The following is a 21,495-nucleotide window of genomic DNA, read 5'->3' as shown; positions in this document are numbered from 1 at the left end:
GGGCACCTTGTGGTTCTTGGGCAGGCATTCGCCGATCAGCATGCGTCCAGCGGTCGTCTCGAACCGCTGCATCGAAATCGCACCGCTCTCGTCGGCCTGCGGAACGCGGGCGAGGATCTTGGTGTGGAGCGAAACCTGCTTGGTCTCCAGCGCCTGGTGCACTTCGGCCATGTCCGAGAACATGGGCAGCTTTTCGACCTTTTCGCCCTTGTCGTTCTCGACGAATTCGGGCGTCTTCTCCTGCCGTTCCATCGACAGGTAATAGAGGCCGAGGACCATGTCCTGCGAGGGGACGATGATCGGCTTGCCGTTGGCGGGCGAGAGGATGTTGTTGGTCGACATCATCAGCACGCGCGCTTCCAGCTGGGCCTCGAGGCTCAGCGGAACGTGCACGGCCATCTGGTCGCCATCGAAGTCGGCGTTGAACGCGGCGCAGACCAGCGGGTGAAGCTGGATCGCCTTACCCTCGATCAGGACAGGTTCGAAGGCCTGAATGCCGAGACGGTGAAGCGTCGGTGCGCGATTCAGGAGAACGGGATGCTCGCGAATGACTTCGTCGAGGATGTCCCAGACTTCCTTGCGCTCCTTCTCGACCCACTTCTTCGCCTGCTTGAGAGTCATCGAGAGACCCTTGGCGTCGAGGCGGGCGTAGATGAACGGCTTGAACAGTTCGAGCGCCATCTTCTTGGGCAGGCCGCACTGGTGCAGCTTGAGTTCCGGCCCGGTCACGATGACCGAACGGCCCGAATAGTCGACGCGCTTACCCAGAAGGTTCTGGCGGAAGCGGCCCTGCTTGCCCTTGAGCATGTCGCTGAGCGACTTCAGCGGACGCTTGTTGGCGCCCGTGATGACGCGGCCGCGACGGCCGTTGTCGAACAGGGCGTCGACCGCTTCCTGCAGCATGCGCTTTTCGTTGCGCACGATGATGTCGGGCGCGCGCAGTTCGATCAGGCGCTTCAGACGGTTGTTGCGGTTGATGACGCGGCGATAGAGATCGTTGAGATCCGACGTCGCGAACCGGCCGCCGTCGAGCGGGACCAGCGGGCGCAGTTCCGGCGGGATGACCGGGATCACTTCGAGGATCATCCATTCGGGGCGATTGCCCGATTCGATGAAGCTTTCGACGACCTTCAAACGCTTGATGATCTTGGCGGGCTTGAGCTTGGACTTGGTGGTCGCAAGCTCTTCCATCAGATCGTCGCGCTCACGCTCGAGGTCGAGATCCATCAGCATGGTCTTGACCGCGGACGCGCCGATATCGGCGGTGAAGCCGTCTTCGCCGTATTCGTCCTGCGCTTCGAGGAGGTCGTCCTCGCTCAGCAGCTGGAATTTCTCGAGCGGGGTCAGGCCCGGCTCGGTGACGATGTAGCTTTCGAAATACAGCACGCGCTCGAGCTGCTTGAGCTGCATGTCGAGCAGCAGGCCGATGCGCGAAGGCAGCGACTTCAGGAACCAGATATGCGCGACCGGCGCGGCCAGTTCGATATGGCCCATGCGCTCGCGGCGGACCTTGGTGACGGTGACTTCGACGCCGCACTTTTCGCAGACGACGCCCTTGTACTTCATGCGCTTGTACTTGCCGCACAGGCACTCGTAGTCCTTCACCGGACCGAAGATACGCGCGCAGAACAGGCCGTCACGCTCGGGCTTGAACGTGCGATAATTGATCGTTTCCGGCTTCTTGATTTCGCCGAAGCTCCACGAGCGAATGCGCTCGGGGCTGGCGATGCCGATCTGGATCTCGTCGAAGGTTTCGGGCTTCGCGAGCTGGTTGGTGAATTTGGTCAGTTCGTTCATGTCTCAATTCCCTTTGAGGGATAAATCAGGGGCGGTGGAGGCGGGCGGTCGGCCATCCGGCGACCGCCCCGCCCCGATCATTCTGCTGCGATCGCCAGTCCGTCGTCGTCCTCGTCGTCGGCCAGGTTCTTGAGCTCGACATTGAGGCCCAGGCTGCGCATTTCCTTGACGAGCACGTTGAAGCTCTCCGGAATGCCCGCCTCGAAAGTATCGTCGCCCTTGACGATGGCTTCGTAGACCTTGGTCCGCCCGATCACGTCGTCCGACTTCACGGTGAGGATTTCCTGCAGCGTGTACGCCGCACCGTAGGCCTGGAGCGCCCAGACCTCCATCTCACCGAAGCGCTGGCCGCCGAACTGCGCCTTACCGCCCAGCGGCTGCTGGGTGACGAGCGAGTACGGACCGATCGAACGGGCGTGGATCTTGTCGTCCACAAGGTGGTGCAGCTTGAGCATGTAGATGATGCCCACAGTCACCTTGCGGTCGAACGCCTCGCCGGTGCGGCCATCATAGAGGACCGACTGGCCCGAGCTGTCGAGCCCGGCCTTTTCCAGCTGGATCGTCACGTCGCTCTCGCGCGCGCCGTCGAACACCGGGGTGCCCATCGGAACGCCCGCCCGCAGGTTTCCGGCGAGTTCGACCACCTCTTCCACCGACCGATTGTCGATGTCGTCGTGATACTGCTCGCCATAGACGTCCTTGAGGCGATCCACGACCGCTTCGGGCGGCTTGGCCTTGGAATAGTCCTCCGCCGCATTGGGATTGGCGGCCTTCCAGTCTTCCAGCGCCGTCCCGATCTGCATGCCCAGATTGCGGGCCGCCATGCCGAGATGGGTTTCGAAGATCTGTCCGACGTTCATGCGCGAAGGCACGCCCAGCGGGTTGAGCACGATATCGACCGGCGTCCCGTCTTCGAGGAACGGCATGTCCTCGGCAGGCAGGATGCGGCTGATGACGCCCTTGTTCCCGTGGCGGCCGGCCATCTTGTCGCCCGGCTGCAGCTTGCGCTTCACCGCCACGAACACCTTGACCATCTTGAGCACGCCCGGTGCCAGTTCGTCGCCCCGCTCGAGCTTTTCCTTACGGTCGGCGAACTTGTCGTCGATCAGCTTGACCGCCTGATCGTACTGGGTCTTCACCGCTTCGATCTGGGTCTGGCGATTGTCGTCGGCCACCGCGAACTTGAACCATTCGTGGCGATCGACGCCTTCGAGCAGCTCCTCGTCGATTTCCGAACCCTTCTTCACGCCCTTGGGCGCTGCCGAAGCCGTCTGGCCGAGCAGCATGTCCTTGAGGCGGTTGTAGGTCGCACGGTTGAGGATGGAGCGTTCGTCCGCCGCGTCCTTGCGGAGGCGTTCGATTTCCTCGTTCTGGATCGCGCGCGTACGGTCGTCGATCTCGATGCCGTGGCGGTTGAAGACGCGAACTTCGACCACGGTCCCGGCCACGCCCGGCGGCAGGCGAAGCGAGGTGTCGCGCACGTCGCTGGCCTTTTCGCCGAAGATGGCGCGCAGAAGCTTTTCTTCCGGCGTCATCGGGCTTTCGCCCTTGGGCGTGATCTTGCCCGCCAGGATGTCGCCCGGATGCACTTCGGCGCCGATATAGACGATGCCCGCCTCGTCGAGGTTGCGCAGCGCTTCCTCGCCGACATTGGGAATGTCGCGCGTGATGTCTTCCGGGCCCAGCTTGGTGTCGCGAGCCATGACTTCGAATTCCTCGATATGGATCGAGGTGAACACGTCATCCTTCACGATGCGTTCGCTGATCAGGATCGAGTCTTCGTAATTGTACCCGTTCCACGGCATGAAGGCGACGAGGCTGTTGCGGCCCAGCGCCAGCTCGCCGAGATCGGTCGAGGGACCGTCGGCGATGATGTCACCAGCTTCGACCGCGTCGCCCACCTTCACCAGAGGACGCTGGTTGATGCAGGTATCCTGGTTCGAACGCTGGAACTTCTGCAACGTGTAGATGTCCACGCCCGACTGGCCGGCTTCGACCTCGCCGATGGCGCGGATCACGATGCGGGTCGCGTCGACCTGGTCGACCACGCCGCCGCGCGTCGCGGTGATCGCGGCGCCCGAATCGCGCGCCACGGTCTCTTCCATGCCGGTGCCGACCCAGGGCGCTTCCGCCTTCACGAGCGGAACGGCCTGGCGCTGCATGTTGGCGCCCATCAGCGCGCGGTTGGCGTCATCGTTTTCCAGGAACGGAATGAGCGAGGCACCGACCGAGACGAGCTGCTTGGGGCTGACGTCCATCAGCGTGATGTTTTCGCGCGGCGCCATCAAGTTGTCGCCGCTCTGACGCGCAGAGACCAGCTCTTCCACGAAGCCGCCATTCTCGTCGAGTTCGGCGGACGCCTGCGCGACGGTGTGCTTCTGCTCTTCCATCGCGGACAGGTAGATCACCTCGTCGGTGACCTTGTTATCCGTCACCACGCGATACGGCGTTTCGATGAAGCCGTATTTGTTGACGCGCGCGAAGGTCGAGAGCGAGTTGATCAGACCGATGTTCGGGCCTTCCGGCGTTTCGATCGGGCAGATACGGCCATAGTGAGTCGGGTGAACGTCGCGGACTTCGAAGCCTGCGCGCTCACGCGTCAGACCGCCCGGCCCGAGCGCGGAGACGCGGCGCTTATGCGTCACTTCCGAAAGCGGGTTGGTCTGGTCCATGAACTGCGAAAGCTGGCTGGAGCCGAAGAACTCGCGCACGGCAGCCACGGCGGGCTTGGCGTTGATGAGATCGTTCGGCATCACCGTGCTGACATCGACCGAGCTCATGCGCTCCTTCACGGCGCGCTCCATGCGCAGCAGGCCGACGCGGTACTGGTTTTCCAGCAGCTCGCCCACCGAACGCACGCGGCGATTGCCGAGATTGTCGATGTCGTCGACTTCGCCCTTGCCGTCCTTAAGGTTCACCAGCTCCTTCACCACCGCGAGGATGTCTTCCTTGCGCAGCGTGGTAACGGTGTCCTCGGCATCGAGGTCGAGGCGCATGTTGAGCTTCACGCGGCCGACGGCCGACAGGTCGTAGCGGTCGCCATCGAAGAACAGGCCTTCGAACAGCGCTTCGGCGGTTTCCTTGGTCGGCGGCTCGCCCGGACGCATGACCTTGTAGATCGCCTCCAGACCTTCGTCGCGGTTTTCCGCCTTGTCAGCCTGAAGCGTGTTGCGCATCCACGGGCCGGTGTTGACGTCGTCGATGTCGAGCAGGTCGATCCGGTCGATGCCCGCAGCGTCGAGCTTTTCGAGGTTCTCGGGCGAGACTTCCTCGCCAGCTTCGATGTAGATGCGGCCCGTGCTCTCGTCGATCATGTCGCGTGCGGCGTAGCGGGCAAAGATTTCCTCGGTCGGCAGCAGCAGCGTCTCGAGGCCGTCCTTGGCCGCCTTGTTCGCGGCGCGCGGGCTGATCTTGTCGCCAGCCTTGAAGACTTCTTCGCCGGTCTTGGCGTCGATCAGCGGGAAGGCGGGCTTGTGGCCGCGCCATGCTTCGGGGACGAACGGGATCTGCCAACCGTCCTTGGCGCGCTCCCAGGTCTTCTTTTCGTAGAAAACGTCGAGGATGTCTTCGCTATCGAGGCCGAGCGCGAACAGCAGCGAGGTGACCGGCAGCTTGCGCTTGCGGTCGATACGCACGTTGACGATGTCCTTGGCGTCGAATTCGAAATCGAGCCACGAGCCGCGATACGGAATGATGCGCGCCGCGAACAGCAGCTTGCCCGAGCTGTGGGTCTTGCCGCGATCGTGGTCGAACAGGACGCCCGGCGAACGGTGCATCTGCGAGACGATGACGCGCTCGGTCCCGTTGATGACGAAAGTGCCGTTGCCCGTCATCAGGGGCATGTCGCCCATATAGACGTCCTGCTCCTTGATATCGAGCACGGAGCGGGTTTCGGTTTCCTGATCCACCTCGAACACGATCAGGCGCAAGGTCACCTTCATCGGGGCGGCATAGGTGATGCCGCGCTGGCGGCATTCGACGATGTCGTATTTCGGCGGCTCGAGCTCGTAATTGACGAAGTCGAGTTCGGCGGTGCCGGCGAAGTCGCGGATCGGAAAGACGCTGCGCAGGGTCTTTTCCAGGCCGGAGACGTAATCGATCTCCTTGTTCGAGCGCAGGAACTGCTCGTAGCTCTCGCGCTGCACCTCGATCAGGTTCGGCATGTCGACGACTTCGTGGATGTCGCCGAAGATCTTGCGGATGCGCCGCTTCGCGGTGCCCGATGCCTTGGCATGGGGGGCCTTGTTCTGAGGGGCCTTCGCCTTGGTAGCCATAAGGGTGCTCTCGCCTTTTTCTAGCAATGCCTGGCCTGCCCTGGACGGGAGGCCGCAAATTCAACTCTCGCGCTGAAGAAACCATGCCGACGCGAACAAGCCGCAGCGGATCATCAACCCTCCCTCGGATCGGGATCGGGCCGACAGCTGCAGCTCTTTTCAAGCGTCGCGATATGGAAACGCCGCTTCCATCCTGGTCCCGATTCCCGCGCATGAATCGGACTCGCTCGAAGCGTGCGGTCGGGGCAGCATATAGGGGGCGGGACGCCGGGGGTCAACCGGCGGGAGACCACGTTCGGGCCTGAAATGGTGGGGTCGAAAGAAGGCCGGGCGTTGACACGTGTGACACGCCATCTCGCCGCAAAACGATATGCGATTTATCGATTGACGATAAATTCGAGCCCGGCCATATCGAATTTCGATAAACGATTCGAGGCGGGGTTCGATTATGATCAAGGTGGCGATCTGGGTGTTGCGGGCAGCCAATTGGCTGAACTGGATCATGGGGGCGCTGTTCGCCCTGCTGCTGGCAATGATGGTGATCGACCCGGATCAGTTCCGTACGACGTTCGAGCGGGCCTTCGAAGGTCCGCGCTCGGTCGACGCCCTGTTCTTGTGGCTCAAGCTCGCCTGCGTCTGCGTGTTCGCCGTCGTCGGAGCCGCTCACCTTATCTTCACCCGGCTTATCGCCATGCTTCGGGATACGCAGGCGGGCGCGGCCTTTACCGAAACCAATGCCAAGCGCCTCGCCATCATCGCCAGGGCGCTGCTCACCATCAATCTGGTCGATCTCGCCTTCGGTCAGGTCTCCATCTGGGCGAGCGAGGCGAGCGGCGAATATCTCGGCTGGTCGCTCTCTTTGACCGGCTGGTTCGCCGTGCCGCTGCTGCTCATCCTGGCGCGCATTTTCAAGGAAGGCGCGATCATGCGCGACGATCTGGAGGGCACGGTCTGATGGCCATCAGAGTCAAGCTCGACGAGCTGCTGCACGAGCGGCGCATGACACTGACCGATCTGGCCGACCGGGTCGGCCTGACGCTCGCCAATTTGTCGATCCTGAAGACGGGCAAGGCGAAGGCGATCCGCTTTTCCACGCTCGATGCGATCTGCCGCGAGCTTCAGTGCCAACCGGGCGATCTGCTCGCCCATGACGAGGGGGAATGACATCATGTGGGCCGACATCAAGGCAATCTATCGCAATGCGGGGCGTTTCGCTCTGGCCTTCCCGCTGCTGTTCCTGATTCCGGTGCTCGTGGAAATGGCGCAACACGTCGTCGAGATACAGGCCGGGATGTATCTGAACGAGGCAGGCGCGAAGGCGGCGGAGGGCGATCCGGTGCGGCTCTGGTTCGGCTTCGCCAAGACGCTGGCCATCGGACTGCCGAGCTATTGGTTCGTCCGCTACCTGCTGCTCGGCGATGCGGCGCGCGCCGTGCGGATCGAATGGCCCGCCATCGGACTGTGGCTGGTCGTATTCGCTCTCTCCGCGATCCAGGCCTGGTGGTCGCTGTTCGGCCCCGAATTCCTCGCGCCGCTGGGCCTCGACGGGCCGATCGCGGATGCCGGGACCGGTATCGTGCTTCAGGTGGCGATGATCTATCTGACCGTCTGGACCGTGGCCTGGGCGCTCGGCAATGCGCGGATCGGCCCCGTCCGTTCGGTCGCCATCATGAACGGATCGTTCTGGTACGCGCTCGGTCTGTTCGTCGCGGGCTTCGTGCCCCTGATGATCCCGCATTACGGCCTGGCCATCGTGGCGGTCGTCTGGGCTCCGCCGGGGCTCGACTGGGCGCTGATGATCGCGGATTCGCTGGTGGTAGGGTTTCTCGCGCTGACGATCGCCGGATCGAGCGCACTCGCCGCGCGCCGCGCTGCCAGGCGCAAGGGGGTGGACCTGACGCCCGCTCGTCTTTCCGTGAAGGAGGCTGCGCCCGCATGAGTATTTCTTACCGGCAGGTAAAATTCCTCTTGGCACGAATCTCAAATAAGGCGATAATGTGACGGCCAATCGCGGCAAGCCATTTCGGCGCGCCCTAACCGGCAAAGGAATCAAATCATGAAGAAGTTCGCTCTCATTGCTCTGCCGCTCGCTTTCGGCCTCGTCGCTTGCGACAACGCCGCGGAAGACACCGTCGAAGAGCCCATGGCCACCGAGACCATGACCACCGAAACCATGACCACCGAGCCGATGGCTGCCGAAACCCCGATGGCGGGCGAAACCCCCATGGCGGAAGACGGCATGATGGAAGACGGCATGACGGCCGAAACCCCCGCTCCGGAAGCGACCGAAACCCCGATGTAAGCGGCTTTCGGGCGGAGTTCGGCTCCGCCCGATCCCTACGGACGGTACTGAAAAAGGGCCCCCGCCACCGAGGTTGGGCCCTTTTTCTTTGTCCTTTTTCCTGTCCCTGCGCCGGGCGATGCAGCGGACGTCTCGGAACCTTCGCGGATTATGGCGATTTCATGGCGTGTAGATCCAACCGACGGCGCAACCGATGCCTCGGACACTTTTCGGAGACGACCATGAAGAAGATTGCCCTTATCGCCGCCCTGCCCTTCGCCCTCTCGCTCGCCGCCTGCGGCGAATCGGCCGAGGAAGTCGACGGCACCGACACCACCTCGATGGAGCCCGCCGCGGTCGAGCCGATGGACCAGGGCATGACCGCCCCGGTCGGCGGCGAAACGCCGATGGCCGACGATGCCATGTCCACGGACGGCATGGCGAACGACGCCATGGGCGAAGACGGCATGATGGCCGACGAAGCGATGGCCGATACGCCGGACACCGCCGAAACGCCGATGTAATCGGCTCGGCAGGAGCGGGTCAGGACACGAGCGGCAGACACGCTTGTCCTTGACTCGACAGCCCGGAACGCTAAAGGCCCGCCCTCGAACGGCGGGCCTTTTCGTTTAGGCGACAAGGCATCCGGCGTTCAGCCGTCCGAGACAGTTGGTGGCCGGAATTGCCGGTCTTAATTTCCAGCCTAGGCGGGGAAACGAGATTTCAATCGGCAATGCCTTCGCGCATGGCCGTCAGGCATGTTTCGCTCAGAGCAGCGAACGGCCCTCCTTCCCCATCAATGGACATGTCCGTGCCGATCAGCGGCATGGGCGAATATGAGCCGGCCGTGCGGGAGCCATCCCGAGCGGCCATCGTGCCAACCGCATGGCCTGCCCAAAAGGCCTAGCATGCGGCGCACATTGTGAAGGAGTATGGCATGGATCGTTCGCAGAAAGCCGACGCGGTCGCCCAGCTCAACGCAGTCTTCAACGAGGCGGGCGTGGTGGTTGTCACCCGCAACCTCGGCCTGACGGTGGCCCAGTCCACCGAACTGAGGCAGAAGATGCGTGAAGCGGGCGCGACCTACAAGGTTGCGAAGAATCGCCTCGCCAAGCTCGCCCTGAAGGACACCGATTACACCGGTATCGACGAATATCTGAGCGGCCCCACGGCCCTCTCCTATTCGGAAGATCCGGTCGCGGCCGCGAAGGTCGTGGTGGACTTCGCCAAGACCAACGACAAGCTCGAAATCGTCGGTGGTTCCATGGGGGCGAGCGTGCTCGACGAAGCAGGGGTCAAGGCACTCGCCTCGATGCCGTCGCTCGACGAGCTGCGTGGTACGATCGTGGGTCTGGTCAATGCGCCGGCGACGAAGGTCGTCCGCACGATCAAGGAACCCGTATCGATGCTCGCACGCGTCTTCGGTGCCTATGGCGCCAAAGAAGCGGCGTAAGCGATTTACCGCAGAAGCAACATTTACTCGGGACGCCTGTGTCCCAACTGAAATTTTGGAGTGAAACATCATGGCCGATATCGCTAAGCTTGTCGAAGAACTGAGCAAACTGACCGTCATGGAAGCCGCCGAGCTTGCCAAGGCACTGGAAGAAGAGTGGGGCGTTAGCGCCGCCGCTGCCGTCGCCGTGGCCGGCCCCGCCGCCGGTGGCGATGCCCCCGCAGCCGAAGAAAAGGACGAATTCGACGTCGTCCTGACCGGCGACGGTGGCAAGAAGATCCAGGTCATCAAGGAAGTCCGCGCCATCACCGGTCTGGGCCTGGGCGAAGCCAAGGCGCTCGTCGAAGGCGCGCCGAAGCCGATCAAGGAAGGCGTCAACAAGGCGGAAGCCGAAGAAATCAAGGGCAAGATCGAAGCCGCTGGCGGCACGGTCGAACTCAAGTAATCTTCGGATCGCTTTTGCGAGACAGGAAAGGGCGGTGCCGCGAGGCGCCGCCCTTTTCGTTTGTCCGCCATCGGTGAGGATGGGCCCAGCGGTGCAGGACACAATAAAAAAGGCGCCGCCCGATGGGCAGCGCCTTTTCTAAACAGCTTACGCTTCGCGTCGGCTCAGCAATTGCCTTCGACGCCGTCGACGCAATCGCCAACCGATTCGACGTCGTTGACGGCGCCGCGTGCGGTGTTGCAGGCGGACAACAGGACGATCGAGCTGCCCAGCGCGAGCATGGTTACGAACTTCTTCATGGCGTCTCTCCGAGTTACTTCCGGCATGCTACCATACGCGCGCCGACGCGGATACAACCGCAAACCGTCTGACCGGTTCCTTCGATTGCGCGGCACGCCTCTGTTTTCGCGTCGAAACTCTCTCAGATTTTCCAGTTCAGCCGAACGCCCATCATGTCGATGCCGGGATTCTGCTCGCGATTGAACAGGCGGGCATTGCTGATGTGGACCCAGCTCGCCTCGATCGAGACCCGCTCCGTCAGGTTCGTCCCGATCGCGATCTCGGGTTCGAACAGCACGCGGCTGCCCAGATCGGTGCGGATGCGGGTTGCCGGGTCGACGCGCAGGTCCGGCGCGTTGTGGAGCGCGAGGCCCACGCCGGGGCGGATATAGACCGGCCCCGCATCCACCTTCCAGGACAGACCGGCGGCTACGAAATCGGTGCCGCCCTCTTCGCTGTTGAGCGATCCGAACACATGCGCGGACGGTTTGCCGATGACGCGCAGGGCCTTGATCGGTTCGCTGCGCACGCCGATGTGGACATCCGCCCCGCCCTCGCCCGTGTCGAAGGTGAACGGCGTGTCGACGGCATGGGCGTAGACTCCGCCGAAGACCTCGCCTGCCTGCGCGGGAGCGGCGAGACCGATCGCGAGAGCGGCGGCGAGGAAGGAAAGGCGCATCGTGCGGGGGACCCCTGTGCTGGAACGGGTGTGCCTCTGCTGCATCGCATCTTGCCCGAAGCTGAAGCGCGCACGAGCCAGCGATTGCCTTGATCGGGGCGCCTCCCTATCCGGTGCGGCTGTCCTGACCGGGCGGCACGCACTGTCATGGATACCACGTCCTCCCCCTCGCCCCTGCCTCCCGAAGTCCTCGGCGGCAGAGATGGCTGGCGCGGCGAATTCGCCGCCACGCTGCGGCTGAGCTGGCCGCTGGCGGCGGCGAACCTGTTGCAGATGCTGACCTATGCGGTCGACGTGATCTTCATCGCGCGGCTGGGCGAGGCACAATTGGCCGCCTCCGCGCTGGCCGTGGCGCTGTTCGGCCTGATTTTGTGGGCAATGAGCGGGCTGACCGGCGCGGTGGCTCCGGTGATCGCCGCCGATCTGGGCGCGCGCGCTCCGGCACTGCGTCCCGTCAGGCGCGGCATCCGCATGGCGCTCTGGCTGGCGCTGATGAGCGGCATTCTCGGCATGGGGCTATGCCTGCTGCTCGGCCCGCTGATGCGCGCGACGGGCCAGGACGCGCAGATCGTCGGGCTGGCGAACGAGTACAATACGGTGATCGTCTGGTCGCTCGTGCCGATGCTGTTCAACAACGTGCTGCGCAGCTTCGTCTCCGCGCTCGACCGGCCCATTCTGGCGACGCTGATCACGGCCGCCGGGATCGGGGTCAACGCGCTTGCCAATTACGCCTTCATCTTCGGCCATCTCGGCGCACCCGAACTGGGCCTGAAGGGTGCGGGCGTGGCGACGATCATCACGGCGCTGGCGACGCTGGCTGCCTATATCGCCGCGATCCGGCTCGACCCGCGCCTCCACCGCTATCGCATCTTCGGGCGGTGGTGGGCGCCGGACTGGGAGCGGTTCCGGCAGATCGTGCGCATCGGGACGCCGATCGCGCTGACTATCACCGCAGAGGCGGGCATTTTCGGCGCCGCCGCCTTCCTGATGGGCAATATCGGCACCGCGCAGCTGGCCGCGCACACGGTCGCGCTCCAGATCGCGGCGCTGGCCTTCCAAGTGCCGTTCGGCGTGGGTCAGGCGGCGACCATTCGGGTGGGCTATTTCTACGGTGCGCGCGACCCCGAGGGCATGAAGCGCGCCGGTTGGGCCGCGATCGCGATCGGGACGGGGTTCATGGGCGTCACCGCGCTCGCGATGATCATCGCGCCGCGATACCTGCTGGCGATCTATGTCGATCCCTGGGATCCGGCCAATGCGGTGCTGATCGGCTATGCGCTGACCTATATCGTGATCGCCGCCGCCTTCCAGCTGTTCGACGGGATGCAGGCCGTGGCCGCGGGCGCTCTGCGCGGCCTTCAGGACACGCGCGTGCCGATGTGGATTGCGGCTTTCGCCTATTGGGTGCCGGGGATCGGCACGTCGGTGGTGCTCGGCTTCTTCACGCCGCTGGAAGGCGTGGGCGTCTGGATCGGCCTCGCTACCGGGCTGACCGTGGCGGCAGCGCTCTTGATCTGGCGCTGGACCGCCCGCGACCGGCTGGGGCTGACAGCCCCCTAGGCTGCTTTGGTCGTGATCTCGCGCTGCGGGAAAGGTATCGAGATGCCCTTCGCATCGAAGCGCGCCTTGGCCTGTTCGGTCAGATCCCAGCTAAGCCCCAGATAATCGCCTGTCGCGCACCAGACTCTAAGTCCTATCCCCACCGAACTGTCGTCGAGCGAAGCGACGTAGGCGGCAGGCGCCGGTTCGGGCAGGACGCGCTCGTCCGCCTCGGCCAGTTTCAGCAATTCCTCGCGCGCTTCCTGCATGCTGTCGTCGTAACCGATGCCCACGATCAGCTCGAATCGGCGCGTGGGGTGGCGGTTGAAATTGACGATCGGCTGGTTCCACAATTCGGAATTGGGGATCATCACGAACAGGCCGTCGAACTGCTTCAGCTCGGTGGTGAACAGGCCGATATCCTGCACCACGGCGGTTATCCCGCCGACCGTGATCCCCTCGCCCACGCGGAACGGTTTCTGCACCAGTATCATCACGCCCGACGCCACGTTCGACAGCGTGCCCTGCAAGGCCAGCCCGACCGCCAACGCCATCCCACCGAGCGCGGCGAGAATGCTGGTCGTCTGCACGCCGAACTGCGCGAGCACGGTGACGAGGACCAGCGCCCAGAGCGAATATTTGATCAGATTGGCGAGAAACTGGCTGACCGTGGCATCGAGCTTGGAGGAGCGCGAGAGCGCGATACGCGCCCACCGCGACAACAATCCTGCCAGAAGCAGGCCGATCACGAGAACGGCGAAAGCGCCCGCGATCTCCATCATGTGGAGCCTCAGCCACATGAAAAGCTGTTCGGGAATTGTAAGAGCGGCGATGTCCTTGTCGGTCGTCACGATGGCGGCCTCTTGTCTTGAAATTTCGGGGTTGCGTCCCGTTCGCCGGAGCGACTAGCGAAACCCGCCCGAAATGGCCAGCCATGCGGCCCCACACCGCCTGGCGCACCGTCCGGCCACCCGATGCAACGCCCTGTCCGAAAGCTGCGGAATTTTTGCCGTCGGAGTCGTTGACACTGCATCGCCCCGTCCACATATGCGCGCCGCTGGCACTCTCCCAGCGTGAGTGCCAACACGCAATTCAAAACCTTTCGAACAGGAAAGAGGTACATCATGGCATTTCGTCCACTGCATGACCGCGTTCTGGTCCGTCGCATCGAAGCCGACGAGAAGACCGCAGGCGGCATCATCATCCCCGACAGCGCCAAGGAAAAGCCCAGCGAAGGCGAAATCGTCGCCGTCGGTTCGGGCGCCAAGGCCGATGACGGCACCGTCACCCCGCTCGACGTCAAGCCAGGCGACCGCGTCCTGTTCGGCAAGTGGTCGGGCACCGAGGTCAAGCTCGACGGCGAAGACCTGCTGATCATGAAGGAAAGCGACATCATGGGGATCCTCGGCTGATCGCCGAACCCTGACGCTTTCTTTCCAATTCATTCAATCCAGGAGAAACCAACATGGCAGCCAAGGACGTAAAGTTCAGCCGCGACGCGCGCGAAGGCATTCAGCGCGGCGTCGATACCCTCGCCAACGCCGTCAAGGTGACGCTCGGCCCCAAGGGTCGCAACGTCGTCATCGACAAGAGCTTCGGCGCTCCGCGCATCACCAAGGACGGCGTCACCGTCGCCAAGGAAATCGAACTCAAGGACAAGTTCGAGAACATGGGCGCGCAGATGCTCAAGGAAGTCGCTTCCAAGTCGAACGACGCGGCGGGTGACGGCACCACCACCGCCACCGTGCTCGCCCAGTCGATCGTGACCGAAGGCATGAAGTCGGTCGCTGCCGGCATGAATCCGATGGACCTCAAGCGCGGCATCGACCTCGCTGTCGAAAAGGTCGTCGCGGACCTCAAGAGCCGTTCCAAGGACGTGTCGGGCTCGGGCGAAATCGCCCAGGTCGGCATCATCTCCGCCAATGGCGACCGTGAAGTCGGCGAAAAGATCGCCGAAGCCATGGACAAGGTCGGCAAGGAAGGCGTGATCACCGTCGACGAATCGAAGGGTCTCGAATTCGAGCTCGAAACCGTCGAAGGCATGCAGTTCGATCGCGGCTATCTCAGCCCGTACTTCATCACCAACCCGGACAAGATGACGGTCGAACTCGAAAACCCGTACATCCTGATCCACGAAAAGAAGCTGTCGAACCTCCAGTCGATGCTTCCGGTGCTCGAAGCGGCCGTCCAGTCGGGCCGTCCGCTGCTGATCATCGCTGAAGACATCGAAGGCGAAGCGCTGGCCACTCTCGTGGTCAACAAGCTGCGCGGCGGCCTGAAGGTTGCTGCGGTCAAGGCTCCGGGCTTCGGCGATCGTCGCAAGGCGATGCTGCAGGACATCGCGATCCTGACCAAGGGCGAGATGATCAGCGAAGATCTCGGCATCAAGCTGGAAAACGTCACGCTCGGCATGCTCGGCGAGGCCAAGCGCGTCACCATCGACAAGGACAACACCACCATCGTCGACGGTGCCGGTGACGAAGGCGACATCAAGGCCCGCGTTTCGGAAATCCGCACGCAGATCGACAACACCTCGAGCGATTACGACCGCGAGAAGCTGCAAGAGCGTCTCGCCAAGCTCGCCGGCGGCGTTGCCGTGATCAAGGTCGGCGGTGCCACCGAAGTCGAAGTGAAGGAGCGCAAGGATCGCGTCGACGACGCACTGCACGCAACCCGCGCTGCCGTCGAAGAAGGCATCGTTCCGGGCGGCGGCACTGCGCTGCTCTACGCTTCGAAGTCGCTTCAGGGCCTTTCCGGCGAGAACGACGATCAGACGCGCGGTATCGACATCGTGCGCCGTGCGCTGACCGCTCCGGTCCGCCAGATCGCGTCCAATGCCGGGCATGACGGCGCCGTGGTGTCGGGCAAGCTGTTCGACGGCAACGACGAAACGCTCGGCTTCAATGCCGCGACCGACACGTATGAGAACCTGGTCCAGGCCGGCGTGATCGACCCGACCAAGGTCGTGCGCACCGCGCTGCAGAACGCGGCGTCTGTCGCCGGTCTGCTGATCACCACCGAAGCGGCCATCGTCGACAAGCCGGAAGACAAGAATTCCGGCGGCGGCGGCATGCCCGACATGGGTGGCATGGGTGGCATGGGCGGCATGGGCTTCTAAGCCCTCCCCCATCCGACACCGGATCTAAAGAGGGCCCGGCGGGAGCGATCCCGCCGGGCCCTTTCGTTGTGAACGCAAGATCGTTCCCCATTGGCTGGGTAAAATTACTTAGCGCTCGCATTGAGACGTTCTTCACTAATGCTCGCTAACACCGTGCCAGCTCATCGCGAGCAGCGCCTTCTAGTCAGCGAAGATTGGACTATTGCGTAGTGAACCATTCCGGCGCCCTCCGCCGAAAATCGGGCATCACGGTCCACGACTTCCTCTCCGAGCGGAAGGCGGAGGAGCATGGCGATCCTCCTGCGGAAACGCGCGAGGATAACCCGCCAGAGGCGGAGCAGGCGGTACCTCCCACAAAAATTGCCCGATCGGCCCGCAAGGCGCCGAAGAAGAAAACCGCTTGCGAAATCTCGTCACGTAGCCCCGCTGCGGTCCCGGCCCCGACCCCGACCATAGGGCGCTCGCCCAGCAAAATCCTGATGGACGAGATCGGGACGTTCCTGACGGGGAACGACCTGGACATCACCCCTGCAAATCTCGCTCGCGCGCATGCGATATGTTCGGGCGAGCAACCCGAATTCGCCGCGCTGACGGCGGCCATGAAGGATCGCGGCGAACCGATTACCCAGCAATGGCTCGACACGCTCGCCTATGACGACGGCCGTAACGAACAGGATCGGGCCGAGGTCGACAGGATGGCGTCGAATCTCCAGAATTCCATCGAGGCCTTCGCCACCAATGCCCGCGATGCCTGCACCGCAGTCGCCGATTACCGGGAGGCGATGAACTCCCACGCGCAAGAGGCAGAGGAGATCGATTCTCAGGAGACGGCGGAGGAGCTGCTCGGCCGTGTGACGGAACTGACCCGCGCGATCCGCGAACAGGCGCAGCTGGCGGAAGAGAAGATGCAGCGCAGCGAGCGCGAGGCGATTTCGCTGCGCCGCGATCTGGAAGAGGCGCAGCGCGTCGCGAATATCGATCACCTGACCGGTCTCCCCAATCGCCGCGCGCTCGACGAGATGCTCGAACGCTTGTGGAGCGACGCCCGCGATGTCGATTGGGACGGTTCCGACGAGAAGGAGCGCGAACCGGTCGCGATCGCTTTTTGCGACATCGACAATTTCAAGCCGGTCAACGACATTCACGGCCACGATACCGGCGACCGGGTTCTGCAGATGGTCGCGCGTACGCTGGCCGAAGGGGCCGGCGAGGATTGCCAGGTCGTGCGCTATGGCGGCGAGGAATTCGTCGTCGTCTATCGCGGCTTCTCGCTCGAGGGAGCGCGCGAAAATCTCGACGCGATCCGCACGAAGCTGTCCAACCGGCCCTTCATCAACCGGACGACCCGCCAGTCGCTCGGCATGATCACCTTTTCCGGCGGGATCGCGGACCTTTTCGCGTTTCCGGACCGCCGCAGCGCACTGCGCGCCGCGGACGAGGCCTTGTATCGCGCCAAGAATAGCGGGCGGGACCGTATCGAGCTGGCGACCCCACCCGTCGATTGAACTAAGCGGCGACGCGCCCGTTGAGGTGCCCCGCCAGCTTCCTCTTCAGCCGCGCCACTTTCAACCGCCCAAGCGGCTGTTTTCGGCTGCGCGGATCTGATCCTCGCTCCAGGTGACTTCGGTCTGGGTCTGCGGATTGAAGACATCGCCCGGATAGCTGGCGGCGCTGGCCGCGGCGATTTCCTCGGCGGTCAGATATTCGCTCGGCTCCAGAGCCAGAACGTCGAGCCCGCGTGCGATCTCGGTCGCATAGATGCGGCCCTTGTACCAATAGGCCGACCAGTAACCTGCGGTCACCAGCTGGTCCGCGTCCACGGGTCCGCGATCGAAATAGGCGATTTCGAAGGGGTTCGTCGCGTCGGTGAAATCGATCACGCTGATGCCGCCCTGATACCATGCCTGGACGAAGATATCGCGGCCCGGAACGGGGACGATCGACCCGTTATGGGCGACGCAGTTCTCTTTCTCGCCCTGCGGCGCGGGCAGCTTGTACGTGCCGCGATAAACCAGCTTTCCGTCCTCGATCGCGTAGAACGCATCGGCGCCCCAATTCGTCGGATCGCCCGCCTGGCAGCGCGGGCGGGTGCCGCCGCCCCATTCGTCGGTGAAGACCACCTTGCTGCCGTCGTTGTTGAAAGTGGCCGAATGCCAGTAGGCGAAGCCTTCGTCGGTCACGTCGCTGATGCGCTTGGGGTTGAGCGGGTCGGAGATGTCCATCACGATCCCGTTGCCTGAACATGCGCCCGCGGCGATGTTCTTCGACGGGAAAACGGTGATGTCGTGGCACTGATCGGTCACGCGCGTATCCTGCGTCCCCTCCCCATGGTCGCCGCCCCGCCATAGGCCGGCGATATTGTTCCCTTCCGCAAAGACGCGCGGGCTGCCGACCAGCCGGGCCGCGCCCGGATCGGCGACCGGGATTTCGATCACGTCGATGCTGAAGAGAGCTGTTCCGTCGCCTCCATCTTCGAAACAGCCCGGCAGTTCCTCGTCGGACCGGACGTAGGACGTGCCCGAATTGTAGACGACGACGCGGGACGCGTCGGCACTGACGACGGAATGGGTGTGGCTGCCCCGGCAGGTCTGCACCGCACCGACCTGGCGCGGCGCCATGAGGTCGGAGATATCGAAGATGCGCAGTCCGCGCATGCGTTCGTCGCTCACCCGTCCCTCGACCCCGCCGAGCCCGCAATCGAGCCGCGCGCGGCTGTCCTGCACGCTCATCAGCAGAAGGTCGCCGACCACCGACACGTCGCCCTGCCCGCCCGGACATACGGTCGAGCTCACGAGGTTCGGCACGCCGTCGGTGCCGAGGCGATAGATATTGAAGCCGTGATAGCTGCCGGTGATGAGCAGATCGTCCTTGAACGCCATGTCGGTGGACCAGAAGGTGAGCAGCGATCCGCGCTGGCCGAAGCGCGGCTCCTTCTCCTCGCCTTCGAGGATTTCCTCGCGATCCTCGCCATCGGCGCGTGCCTCGGCTTCCGCCTCGCTCTCGTCCTCGATCAACGGCTGGAGCTGGGCGGGATTGTCGGGGTCGAAGAACCCGGCGGCCTTGGGCATGGCCGCGACCAGCCGCATGTTCGAAATCGCTTCGCCCGCATCGCGGAAACCTGCCGCCAGCGTGGCGCGCGGATCGTTTGACAGCATGGCGAGCAGCGCGTTCATCCGCCCGATCTCGGCGTTCTGATCGGTGACCACCTCGTTGGTGAATTCGAACACGGTCGGCTCGTAAGCGGTGCCGGGCGAACGGTGCAGCGTTTCGACCATCGCCACCGCGCCCTGATGGTGTTCGACCATCAGATCGAGGAACATGCGGTCGAAGGCGCTGCCCGACAGCGTGGCCAGCTCCGCCATTTCCTCCGCGCTCGCCATGCCCTGCATCAGATCGTGCCCGGCATGAAGGTCGTGTCCCTCGTGATCGGAAGCGCCCATCATCATGGGGCCTGTCACGCTTTCGCCGCGCGCTTCGAGCCATTCGCGCATGAAGTCGATCTCGTCCGCCTGGCTGGCGAGAATGCGATCCGCGGTCTTCTTGACGCGATCGTCACTCGCACGGGTCTTGGCGAGTTCCGCCATCGTGACCGCCTGCCGGTGGTGGACGATCATGTCCTGCATGAAGCGCACGTCGCCCGGCGCATAGCTGACGCCGGTGATCGCGATCGCTTCGCGCGCATCGATGGTGCGCGAGGCTTCACCGGGCGCACCCGGCAGCACGATGGGCGCATCCTGAGCCGCGACCGGCGCGGTGGCGGCGGTCGCGAGCAGCGCCGCGGTCAGCGAAAGGCGAAGGGTCATCATATGTCTCCGAAGGGGGAAAGCCTGAACTCTTCCCTCCTAGCTATCATGCGGGCGCAATTACGCAAATCTCGTGCGAAGGGCCCGTCGATGTCGGAGCCATTCGCGCTCTCGCCCGTTGAGCGATCAGACACGAAAACGAGAAAGAGGAACCCCCATGCGTCTTCCCAAGAATGCCCATGTCGCCATCGTCGACGGCGAGAATTTCAGCGTGATGCGCAACTCTGGCGCCCCGCTGGAGCCCAAGCTCGACCGTGCGGAACATCCCGATCTTTCGGCGACCAATTACAGCGCAGGCGTTCGCCACCAGGACAATATCGGACGCGAGAAGGGCACCAGCACCCAGCTCGACGAACTCGCGCACGCCGCTGCGGCATCCGAATGGCTCAATTCGAAATGCGTGGCGGGCGATATCGAGGAACTGGTCGTGATCGCGGATCCCAAGACGCTGGGCGAGATGCGCCACCATTACCATTCGGAGCTTGAAAAGCGCCTTCTGGGTGAAATCGCCAAGACGATGACGGGCCAGCCGACCGACAAGATCGAACAGGCGATCGCATCCGCCTGACGCGACGAGCGGTCTACGCTCCGGCTCGCCGAAGCGTCTGAAAACACCGCAACAATGAACTGATCCGCTCCGCGCCACAATTCGTCGCGGAGCGGTTGTTCCTTGGGAACCATCCCCGCATTAAGCAAACGCAAAGCTTGATTGGGGTATCGGGGTCTCATGGGACTGAAAAACATCGGAAGCGTGCTGGCGGCAGGGCTTATGGCCCTCGCCTTTCCGGCACAGGCGCAGCAGATCCAGTCGGTCGCGCCCACGGTCGGCGAACAGGTCAGTGGCGGTGCCGCCGCCACCGAATACGAATCGCTGTTCGATTCCATGCTCGGGACCGAGGTTCGGCCTCTCGAGACCATGGAGGCCACTTACGACAGCGACCTCACCCGGCGCATCGCAAGGCTCGCCGATGCCTCGCAGGGCCGGATCGGCGTGTATGCGATCGACCTCTCTTCGGGAGAGGAAGTCGGCGTGATGGCCGATCAGTGGTTCCCGCTGGCAAGCACCAGCAAGGTCGCGATCGCCGCGACTTATCTGGCGGGCGTCGATCAGGGCAAATGGACCCTGTCGAGCGAATGGCGCCTGCCGGGACGCGGCGGCGCGACGCTGCCCGCCCGTCGTCATCTCGAACTGATGATTTCGAAAAGCTGCAACGATTGCACCGACGCGCTGCTCGATGCCGTCGGCGGTCCGGCGGCCGTCAATCGCTGGATGCGCGAGGCGGGGCTCACCGAATTCATGCTGACGCGCGATATCGCCACGCTGATCCGCGAAGACGGACGTTCGGACCCGGCGACTTCGATCGACGTTAACGACAGCGCCACGCCGCGCGCCATGGGGCAGCTGCTGGCGGGTATCTATCAGGGCAAATGGCTCAGCTCGTCTTCGCGCAGCGTGCTGATGAGCGCGATGTTCGCGACCACGACGGGCAAGAACCGGATGTCCGCCGCTTTGCCGGGCAGCGCCAATCTGGCGCACAAGACCGGCACGTTGAGCCGTACGGCCAGCGATATCGGCCTGTTCCAGACAGCCGACGGGCGCACGATCGCCGCTGCGATCTATGTGACCGGGCAGAGCCCCTCGATGGCGTATGAGAACGGCAATCGCAGCGCCAAGCTGGAAGCGCGCCGCAAGCGCGACATGCGCATCAACAGCATCACCGGCGCGCTATACGAAGGATTTCAGCGTCGCGCGAATGACGGGCGGGTCTGGGCCAACGCGACCTATGGCGGCGAATAACCGCTCGCCGATTTAGACCTGGCATCACG

Annotated in this window: 19 protein-coding genes; 13 read left to right on the top strand and 6 right to left on the bottom strand. The window is 63.6% G+C overall.

What is annotated here, in order from left to right:
- Positions 1 to 1,797, bottom strand: a 1,797-nt coding sequence (rpoC, locus tag A3736_RS05660) for a DNA-directed RNA polymerase subunit beta' (protein WP_067680315.1), incomplete at its 3' end; no start/stop codon positions are given.
- Between the two features lie 77 nt (positions 1,798 to 1,874).
- On the bottom strand, positions 1,875 to 6,071 hold the full coding sequence (rpoB, locus tag A3736_RS05655) for a DNA-directed RNA polymerase subunit beta (RefSeq protein ID WP_067680312.1): 4,197 nt from the start codon (positions 6,069 to 6,071) through the stop codon (positions 1,875 to 1,877).
- Between the two features lie 448 nt (positions 6,072 to 6,519).
- On the opposite strand from rpoB, the gene A3736_RS05650 reads away from it, so the two are divergent.
- The 7 genes from A3736_RS05650 to rplL all read left to right on the top strand — a co-directional run bounded on the left by A3736_RS05650 (position 6,520) and on the right by rplL (position 10,250).
- Positions 6,520 to 7,026: a DUF2975 domain-containing protein gene (locus A3736_RS05650; protein WP_067680309.1), complete on the top strand. Its 507-nt coding sequence runs from the start codon at positions 6,520 to 6,522 to the stop codon at positions 7,024 to 7,026.
- Positions 7,026 to 7,235, top strand: a complete 210-nt coding sequence (locus A3736_RS05645) for a helix-turn-helix transcriptional regulator (RefSeq protein WP_067680306.1) — start codon at positions 7,026 to 7,028, stop codon at positions 7,233 to 7,235. Before A3736_RS05650 ends, A3736_RS05645 begins: the two co-directional genes overlap by 1 nt.
- Positions 7,236 to 7,239: 4 nt before the next feature.
- On the top strand, positions 7,240 to 8,010 hold the full coding sequence (locus tag A3736_RS05640; protein WP_067680303.1) for a hypothetical protein: 771 nt from the start codon (positions 7,240 to 7,242) through the stop codon (positions 8,008 to 8,010).
- Between the two features lie 117 nt (positions 8,011 to 8,127).
- Positions 8,128 to 8,373: a hypothetical protein gene (locus A3736_RS05635; protein WP_067680300.1), complete on the top strand. Its 246-nt coding sequence runs from the start codon at positions 8,128 to 8,130 to the stop codon at positions 8,371 to 8,373.
- Positions 8,374 to 8,594: 221 nt separating this feature from the next.
- Entirely contained in the window at positions 8,595 to 8,876 is a 282-nt protein-coding gene (locus tag A3736_RS05630; RefSeq protein ID WP_067680297.1) for a hypothetical protein, read from the top strand.
- Between the two features lie 413 nt (positions 8,877 to 9,289).
- The gene (gene rplJ, locus A3736_RS05625) at positions 9,290 to 9,805 is read left to right on the top strand and encodes a 50S ribosomal protein L10 (protein WP_067680294.1); all 516 of its coding nucleotides are present in this window, start codon (positions 9,290 to 9,292) and stop codon (positions 9,803 to 9,805) included.
- A gap of 70 nt (positions 9,806 to 9,875) precedes the next feature.
- Entirely contained in the window at positions 9,876 to 10,250 is a 375-nt protein-coding gene (rplL, locus tag A3736_RS05620; protein ID WP_067680291.1) for a 50S ribosomal protein L7/L12, read from the top strand.
- A gap of 164 nt (positions 10,251 to 10,414) precedes the next feature.
- Here rplL and A3736_RS18145 read toward each other — a convergent pair whose 3' ends face one another.
- Together A3736_RS18145 and A3736_RS05615 are read right to left on the bottom strand one after the other, a co-directional pair.
- On the bottom strand, positions 10,415 to 10,549 hold the full coding sequence (locus tag A3736_RS18145) for a hypothetical protein (protein WP_255362961.1): 135 nt from the start codon (positions 10,547 to 10,549) through the stop codon (positions 10,415 to 10,417).
- A 122-nt stretch (positions 10,550 to 10,671) separates the two neighbouring features.
- On the bottom strand, positions 10,672 to 11,208 hold the full coding sequence (locus A3736_RS05615) for an acyloxyacyl hydrolase (protein WP_067680288.1): 537 nt from the start codon (positions 11,206 to 11,208) through the stop codon (positions 10,672 to 10,674).
- A 147-nt stretch (positions 11,209 to 11,355) separates the two neighbouring features.
- On the opposite strand from A3736_RS05615, the gene A3736_RS05610 reads away from it, so the two are divergent.
- The gene (locus A3736_RS05610) at positions 11,356 to 12,768 is read left to right on the top strand and encodes an MATE family efflux transporter (RefSeq protein WP_082851332.1); all 1,413 of its coding nucleotides are present in this window, start codon (positions 11,356 to 11,358) and stop codon (positions 12,766 to 12,768) included.
- Here A3736_RS05610 and A3736_RS05605 read toward each other — a convergent pair.
- Positions 12,765 to 13,598, bottom strand: a complete 834-nt coding sequence (locus A3736_RS05605) for a mechanosensitive ion channel family protein (RefSeq protein ID WP_067680285.1) — start codon at positions 13,596 to 13,598, stop codon at positions 12,765 to 12,767. The genes A3736_RS05610 and A3736_RS05605 overlap by 4 nt on opposite strands.
- A gap of 273 nt (positions 13,599 to 13,871) precedes the next feature.
- On the opposite strand from A3736_RS05605, the gene groES reads away from it, so the two are divergent.
- The 3 genes from groES to A3736_RS05590 all read left to right on the top strand — a co-directional run bounded on the left by groES (position 13,872) and on the right by A3736_RS05590 (position 17,370).
- Entirely contained in the window at positions 13,872 to 14,159 is a 288-nt protein-coding gene (gene groES, locus A3736_RS05600; protein ID WP_067680281.1) for a co-chaperone GroES, read from the top strand.
- Between the two features lie 53 nt (positions 14,160 to 14,212).
- The gene (groL, locus tag A3736_RS05595; protein ID WP_067680278.1) at positions 14,213 to 15,865 is read left to right on the top strand and encodes a chaperonin GroEL; all 1,653 of its coding nucleotides are present in this window, start codon (positions 14,213 to 14,215) and stop codon (positions 15,863 to 15,865) included.
- A gap of 209 nt (positions 15,866 to 16,074) precedes the next feature.
- Positions 16,075 to 17,370 carry a GGDEF domain-containing protein gene (locus tag A3736_RS05590; RefSeq protein WP_156501992.1) on the top strand — a complete coding sequence of 432 codons (1,296 nt, stop codon included), beginning with the start codon at positions 16,075 to 16,077 and terminating at the stop codon, positions 17,368 to 17,370.
- Between the two features lie 60 nt (positions 17,371 to 17,430).
- Here the strand turns inward: A3736_RS05590 and A3736_RS05585 are convergent, their stop codons facing one another.
- Positions 17,431 to 19,668, bottom strand: a complete 2,238-nt coding sequence (locus tag A3736_RS05585; RefSeq protein WP_067680323.1) for a DUF305 domain-containing protein — start codon at positions 19,666 to 19,668, stop codon at positions 17,431 to 17,433.
- Between the two features lie 157 nt (positions 19,669 to 19,825).
- Between A3736_RS05585 and A3736_RS05580 the strand changes: the two genes are divergently transcribed.
- Together A3736_RS05580 and A3736_RS05575 are read left to right on the top strand one after the other, a co-directional pair.
- Positions 19,826 to 20,236 (top strand): host attachment protein, encoded by a 411-nt coding sequence (locus A3736_RS05580; protein WP_067680275.1) that lies wholly within the window; start codon positions 19,826 to 19,828, stop codon positions 20,234 to 20,236.
- A gap of 159 nt (positions 20,237 to 20,395) precedes the next feature.
- Positions 20,396 to 21,466, top strand: coding sequence for a serine hydrolase (locus tag A3736_RS05575; RefSeq protein WP_067680272.1), 1,071 nt, complete (start codon positions 20,396 to 20,398; stop codon positions 21,464 to 21,466).
- The last annotated feature ends 29 nt before the right edge of the window (positions 21,467 to 21,495 follow it).

It is taken from the genome of Erythrobacter sp. HI0063, from assembly GCF_001635685.1.
Classification (GTDB): Bacteria; Pseudomonadota; Alphaproteobacteria; order Sphingomonadales; family Sphingomonadaceae; genus Qipengyuania.
The sequence above is the reverse complement of the archived record's forward strand: the minus strand, read 5'-3'. Positions and strand labels throughout refer to the sequence as shown.

What these genes read in the sequence shown, in the direction of transcription:
- A3736_RS05615 (WP_067680288.1), bottom strand. Translation starts at nt 11,208, where the DNA reads ATGCGCCTTTCCTTCCTCGCCGCCGCTCTCGCGATCGGTCTCGCCGCT.
- A3736_RS05650 (WP_067680309.1), top strand. Translation starts at nt 6,520, where the DNA reads ATGATCAAGGTGGCGATCTGGGTGTTGCGGGCAGCCAATTGGCTGAAC.
- rpoB (WP_067680312.1), bottom strand. Translation starts at nt 6,071, where the DNA reads ATGGCTACCAAGGCGAAGGCCCCTCAGAACAAGGCCCCCCATGCCAAG.
- rplJ (WP_067680294.1), top strand. Translation starts at nt 9,290, where the DNA reads ATGGATCGTTCGCAGAAAGCCGACGCGGTCGCCCAGCTCAACGCAGTC.
- A3736_RS05635 (WP_067680300.1), top strand. Translation starts at nt 8,128, where the DNA reads ATGAAGAAGTTCGCTCTCATTGCTCTGCCGCTCGCTTTCGGCCTCGTC.
- A3736_RS05640 (WP_067680303.1), top strand. Translation starts at nt 7,240, where the DNA reads ATGTGGGCCGACATCAAGGCAATCTATCGCAATGCGGGGCGTTTCGCT.
- A3736_RS05575 (WP_067680272.1), top strand. Translation starts at nt 20,396, where the DNA reads ATGGGACTGAAAAACATCGGAAGCGTGCTGGCGGCAGGGCTTATGGCC.
- groES (WP_067680281.1), top strand. Translation starts at nt 13,872, where the DNA reads ATGGCATTTCGTCCACTGCATGACCGCGTTCTGGTCCGTCGCATCGAA.
- A3736_RS18145 (WP_255362961.1), bottom strand. Translation starts at nt 10,549, where the DNA reads ATGAAGAAGTTCGTAACCATGCTCGCGCTGGGCAGCTCGATCGTCCTG.
- A3736_RS05585 (WP_067680323.1), bottom strand. Translation starts at nt 19,668, where the DNA reads ATGACCCTTCGCCTTTCGCTGACCGCGGCGCTGCTCGCGACCGCCGCC.
- A3736_RS05645 (WP_067680306.1), top strand. Translation starts at nt 7,026, where the DNA reads ATGGCCATCAGAGTCAAGCTCGACGAGCTGCTGCACGAGCGGCGCATG.
- A3736_RS05630 (WP_067680297.1), top strand. Translation starts at nt 8,595, where the DNA reads ATGAAGAAGATTGCCCTTATCGCCGCCCTGCCCTTCGCCCTCTCGCTC.
- rplL (WP_067680291.1), top strand. Translation starts at nt 9,876, where the DNA reads ATGGCCGATATCGCTAAGCTTGTCGAAGAACTGAGCAAACTGACCGTC.
- A3736_RS05610 (WP_082851332.1), top strand. Translation starts at nt 11,356, where the DNA reads ATGGATACCACGTCCTCCCCCTCGCCCCTGCCTCCCGAAGTCCTCGGC.
- groL (WP_067680278.1), top strand. Translation starts at nt 14,213, where the DNA reads ATGGCAGCCAAGGACGTAAAGTTCAGCCGCGACGCGCGCGAAGGCATT.
- A3736_RS05580 (WP_067680275.1), top strand. Translation starts at nt 19,826, where the DNA reads ATGCGTCTTCCCAAGAATGCCCATGTCGCCATCGTCGACGGCGAGAAT.